Below are 5,316 nucleotides of genomic sequence, written 5' to 3' on the forward strand. Positions count from 1 at the left end.
TGCCGTAACCAGGGTTTTTATTTTGTGTATAGTCATTATTTCTTCAAACCAGCGGTACCTAAGATCCCTGGCTACCATTTGAAGTGAAACTTTATTTGTATTTATATAACCAACTGTATCAAAATCTTTTATGTATATTTCTTTTCCAAGTTTCCTGGCCATATCTTCTACGAAAAATGCATCCATGTCACTTTCAGAGCCACGCAGCTGAAAATTACAGTGCGCAATAGAGAAGTCCATTTTATTTAAGGCACATAAATGCGTTAAAACCACACTATCTATACCTCCGCTGCATGCAACTAAGAAGTGGTTTTCAAGGAGCTCCGGAAAATTAACAGCAATATGTTCCCTAAATTGATTTAGCACCTGGTAAAATTAGTCAAAGTTGCGGCCGCAACCAATCTTTTCGGGATATCTGTGAAAGATATCTTTCTTGAACAGGAATATTAATATCCGGATAGCTAAGTAGTACTAAAATTTTCAGATTTTGGATAAAAACTTATTCAGGGCCTGGCGATGTTTTTCTGAAAGATCTTCATCAATGATACCCTTATCCGCATCAAAATTTTGATAAAAAGAGGGCAATGAATACGTGGCGCAGACATTGGCTCCAAACCTGGGTAATAATTTTGTGATAATTTCCAGGGAACCCTGCGCACCTCGCTTACCTGGAGAAGTAGACATTAACAGTACTTCGGTATCTTCTAAAAATTTTATTTCGAGACGAGATAGCCAATCCAGAACATTTTTAAAATATGCAGAAGGGTTACTATTATGTTCATTTACAGAGATAATGACCCCTTTTGCTTTCATAATATCGTTACGCAATTCAATAAGTGAATTTGAAAAGCCCATTTCCTGCTCATTATCCTCACTATACATGGGAAATGGATAATTAGCCATATTTAAAAGCTGTACTTCCTTCCCACTTATTAAACCAGCGGTATATTTGACTAATTTAAAGTTTATTGATGTGGCAGAATTGCTTCCGGCCATAGCTAATAATGCAGCCATAAGTGAGATTTTTAAGTTGACGAAAATACCTCAAAAGAGACTTAAATACCAGTAATTTAGCTAATTTTGCATTTTTAAACATCCAAACACCTTGCTAAACAAGTATATAGGATAGTTATTAGGTATGGGAAATAAAACTGCAAGACTGTTTTTTATAGATGCCATGAGAGCTTGGGCAATTCTTATGATGCTCCAAGGGCATTTTGTGGATGGACTTTTAGAAAATGCATTCAGGGATCCTGACAACTTAATATTTACTATTTGGAAGTATTTCAGAGGTATTACCGCGCCCGTGTTTTTTACCGTTTCCGGATTTATTTTTACCTATCTGTTAATTCGTGTCCCGGAGAAAGGATTTGACAATCCAAGGATAAAAAAAGGTATCAAACGAGGTATTCAATTACTGTTTATTGGATATCTTCTAAGGTTGAATATATTTGGATTATTAAAGGGAGAGTTATATTCATCCTTCTTCCTGGTTGACGTCCTTCACATCATAGGACTATCAATCCTTGGAATTATTGGTTTGTATTTGTTAACCTATAAGCGTAAAAAGTACATTTTTCCTTTATCATTGCTTATTATTAGCTGTTTGCTTTTCAGCTATGAGCCGGTGTATTCCAATTGGACCTTTCAATTACTTCCTGATGCCATGGCGAATTATTTTACCAGAACAAATGGTTCTGTATTTACTATAATTCCATGGTTTGGGTATACTGCTATTGGAGGTTTTTTCTCCTATCTTTTTACCCAATATAAAAACTACAAATTTCTTTATCCTGCAGCTATTTCCATTGCTGCACTTGCGGGCACATTGCTAATCTTTTTTTCATCAAATCTCTTTTTGGCAATCTCATCAATTACGGGGATACAGCTATTCGAAGCGATCGCAACAAACAATTACCTTTTCATAAGACTGGGAGATGTACTTATTGCTTTTGCCGTATTTATGCTTTTACGGCAATTCATAACCAGCAGAATGGTACTTAGAATAGGACAAAACACTTTGTCTATCTATGTTATTCATTTTATTATTCTCTACGGAAGTTTTACAGGACTTGGACTGTATCGATTCTTTTACCAGTCGCTATCACCAGCAATTTTAATACCCGCTGTTATAGCTTTCATGTTCGCATGTACTTCTTTATCCTTGTTTTATGCCAGGAATGAAGATGCTATTAAACAAACCATAAATATTGCACTCCAGGATATTGGGAATTGGCTGGAGCCCTGGTTGATTTATACGCAAAGGACCTTGAAAATAACAATTTTCAAGATACTCCGATCTATTGGATTCGTAAAAAGCTAAAAGACTGGCTTAAAAATCCAACTTACTTTAGATGCTTACCTTCATAATTTAACGCAATCAGATGTGCAAAGCTCTATCATCTGTGGCAGCTAACGCGGCTTCTTTTACCGCCTCGGCATAGGTAGGGTGTGCATGGCTCATACGCGATATATCCTCTGCTGAGGCCCTGAATTCCATTGCCGTGACTGCCTCAGCAATTAAGTCGGCACAACGGGCACCTATCATGTGAACACCAAGGACTTCATCTGTTTTCTTATCTGCAAGAATTTTTACAAATCCATCCGTATCCATACTTGCCCTGGATCGTCCTAAGGCTCGCATTGGAAACTGACCAGATTTATATTCCACACCGGCTTCTTTCAATTCTTCTTCCGTTTTCCCAACCGCAGCCACTTCCGGCCATGTATATACAACACCAGGAATTAAATTATAATCTATATGCGGCTTTTGGCCGGCAATAATCTCAGCAACCATGGCGCCTTCCTCCTCAGCCTTATGAGCGAGCATTGCACCTTTGACTACATCACCTATTGCATAAATATTAGGAATATTGGTCTGTAAGTGGTTATTCACTTCTACCCTACCCATTTTATCTAAAACAATACCTGCGGCTTCCGCATTTAAACCATCAGTATAAGGCCTTCTACCGACCGATACAAGACAATAATCGCCTTTTAAAACAACTTCTGCGCCTTTTTTATCATCGGCTTTAATCACTACCTCATTCTTTGTGCGTTCAACAGATTTAACCTTATGTGAAAGCAGAAATTTTACTTTTTGTTTTTTCAGGACTTTTAAAAGTTCTTTGGAAAGAGCAGCATCCATGCCGGGAATAATTCTGTCCATGAACTCCACAACGGTAACTTCAGAACCTAATCGCTTATATACCTGGCCCAATTCTAATCCAATCACTCCACCACCAATAATGATCATATGTGAAGGGATTTCCTTCAGCTTTAAAGCTTCCGTAGAGGTGATAACCCGTTCCTTATCTAGTTTTATAAACGGCAGTGATGATGGTTTAGAACCCGTTGCAACAATAATATTTTTGGCTTCTATGGTCTGTGACTTTCCTTTAGTCGGTGCTATGGTGATATGATTGGCATCCTTAAAACTACCTGTGCCTTCATATACATCAATTTTATTTTTGTCCATTAAAAACTGAATCCCTTTAGTTGTCTGATCTACCACGGCTTGCTTGCGCGAAATCATCTTTTCAAGGTTTATCTTTATATCCCCGGGTATTTCTATGCCGTGATCTTCGAAGTGTTTAACTGCATCTTCATAATGATGACTGGAGTCTAAAAGTGCTTTGGAAGGGATACAGCCCACGTTAAGACAGGTTCCTCCCAAAGTTGAATATTTCTCGATTATGGCAGTTTTCATGCCCAATTGAGCGCACCTAATGGCGGCTACATACCCACCCGGTCCAGAGCCTATAATGGCCACATCATATTGATTCATAGTCTTCCTTTTTAAAGTAAAAGATTCGTTTAATAACGGGATATTCAGAAAATCAGATCACAAAAGTACAAATGTTTTTGATTAGGACATAAGTGAAGTCGAGCTTAGGAGAACATGGTACGACTTTTTAATTAAAAGTGTACTGCGGTGCTGTATTTTACCTCATTGATAACAAAAGAACTCTGAGTGCTCCCAATATTTTTTATAGCCGTAAGCTTGGTCACCATGAATTCCCGGTAAGCCTCCATATCACTTACATTAACTTTAAGGATATAATCATAATCCCCACTAGTATGATGGCATTCAGAAACTTCCTCCAATTGAACTACCTCCCGCTCAAACTGAAGTACATAATCTTTAATATGTTGGATCAGTTTAACATGACAAAGAACCATAAATGCTTTGTTTACCTTGGTTTTATCAACCAAAGCAACATATTTGGTAATCACACCCGATTTTTCCAAACGTTTTATCCGTTCATATGCCGCGGTCGTTGAAAGTCCCAGCCTATTTGCATATTCCTTTGTGGTCCTTTTACTGTCTTCTTGAAGAAGGGTCAATAGTTCCCTGTCTTTTGAATCTATTTTAATCATGATTTATTTACATCAAAAACTACGAATTAAACTTATTTAGTGATATATATTCTATTATCAGTTAAATATATAGTTTTATTTTCTATTATTTTTACTAATAGTTGTTTTTTAAACGGTATTTAAATAATTTTATATGTTATAAAATCAGATACTGTTATGAAACATAATGCGACAGATAAAATTCAGGAATTGCACAATTTTGGGGAATTTGGGGGTGTAAATCCGTCTATCTCAGATTCATCTACCTATACCTTCCTTTCTGCCAAAACAATGTTAGATTCATCTACCTATACCTTCCTTTCTGCCAAAACAATGTTTGACACATTTGAAGGGAATACAGAAGGTTGCTATTTATACAGCCGGCACTCATCCCCTTCTAATCTATATTTAGGAGAAGCTCTCGCAGCTCTGGAAGGGACAGAAACGGCCAACGTTACGGCAAGTGGTATGGGAGCAATTACAGCGGTTATCCTTCAATTATGTAATTCGGATGACCATATTGTGAGTAGCAGGACTATATATGGGGGCACTTATGCTTTTATGAAAAATTTTCTGAGAAAATTCAATATCAATACTTCCTTTGTGGACATCACAAAAACAGAACTTGTAGAAAAGGCAATTACGCCCAAAACAAAAATGATATTTTGTGAATCTATAAGCAATCCTTTATTGGAAGTAGCCGATATCAGTGCACTATCCAAATTGGCCAAAAAGTATAATATTCCTCTGGTTGTTGACAATACTTTTTCACCTTTATCCATTGCTCCGTGTAAACTAGGCGCAGAGATAGTGATCCATAGCCTTACCAAATTTATAAATGGAACAAGTGATAGTGTAGCAGGAGCAGTATGCGGTTCTAAGGAATTTTGCCTTAGCTTAAAGGATGTGCATGATGGCGCCGGTATGCTTCTGGGAAGCACTCTGGATAGTCTTAGA

Annotated in this window: 6 protein-coding genes; 2 read left to right on the plus strand and 4 right to left on the minus strand. The window is 37.2% G+C overall.

Going from position 1 to position 5,316, the window contains the following annotated elements; all coding sequences use genetic code 11:
- The coding region (locus Q0X89_RS00150) for an ATP-binding protein (RefSeq protein ID WP_297690581.1) at positions 1 to 366 on the minus strand (366 nt) is incomplete at its 3' end.
- A gap of 114 nt (positions 367 to 480) precedes the next feature.
- Complete coding sequence (locus Q0X89_RS00155) at positions 481 to 1,014, minus strand: NADPH-dependent FMN reductase (protein ID WP_297690582.1); 534 nt, start codon at positions 1,012 to 1,014, stop codon at positions 481 to 483.
- Positions 1,015 to 1,138: 124 nt separating this feature from the next.
- Between Q0X89_RS00155 and Q0X89_RS00160 the strand changes: the two genes are divergently transcribed.
- Positions 1,139 to 2,323 carry a heparan-alpha-glucosaminide N-acetyltransferase domain-containing protein gene (locus Q0X89_RS00160; protein ID WP_297690583.1) on the plus strand — a complete coding sequence of 395 codons (1,185 nt, stop codon included), beginning with the start codon at positions 1,139 to 1,141 and terminating at the stop codon, positions 2,321 to 2,323.
- Between the two features lie 57 nt (positions 2,324 to 2,380).
- On the opposite strand, the gene lpdA is transcribed toward Q0X89_RS00160, so the two are convergent.
- Positions 2,381 to 3,787 carry a dihydrolipoyl dehydrogenase gene (gene lpdA / locus Q0X89_RS00165; RefSeq protein ID WP_297690584.1) on the minus strand — a complete coding sequence of 469 codons (1,407 nt, stop codon included), beginning with the start codon at positions 3,785 to 3,787 and terminating at the stop codon, positions 2,381 to 2,383.
- 131 nt (positions 3,788 to 3,918) lie between these two features.
- The gene (locus tag Q0X89_RS00170; RefSeq protein ID WP_297690585.1) at positions 3,919 to 4,380 is read right to left on the minus strand and encodes an Lrp/AsnC family transcriptional regulator; all 462 of its coding nucleotides are present in this window, start codon (positions 4,378 to 4,380) and stop codon (positions 3,919 to 3,921) included.
- Between the two features lie 156 nt (positions 4,381 to 4,536).
- On the opposite strand from Q0X89_RS00170, the gene Q0X89_RS00175 reads away from it, so the two are divergent.
- Positions 4,537 to 5,316 (plus strand): aminotransferase class I/II-fold pyridoxal phosphate-dependent enzyme (locus tag Q0X89_RS00175; protein ID WP_297690586.1); only part of this gene is annotated, 780 nt, incomplete at its 3' end.

Origin of the sequence: uncultured Eudoraea sp. (genome assembly GCF_947258525.1) — a bacterium.
Taxonomy (GTDB): domain Bacteria; phylum Bacteroidota; class Bacteroidia; order Flavobacteriales; family Flavobacteriaceae; genus Eudoraea.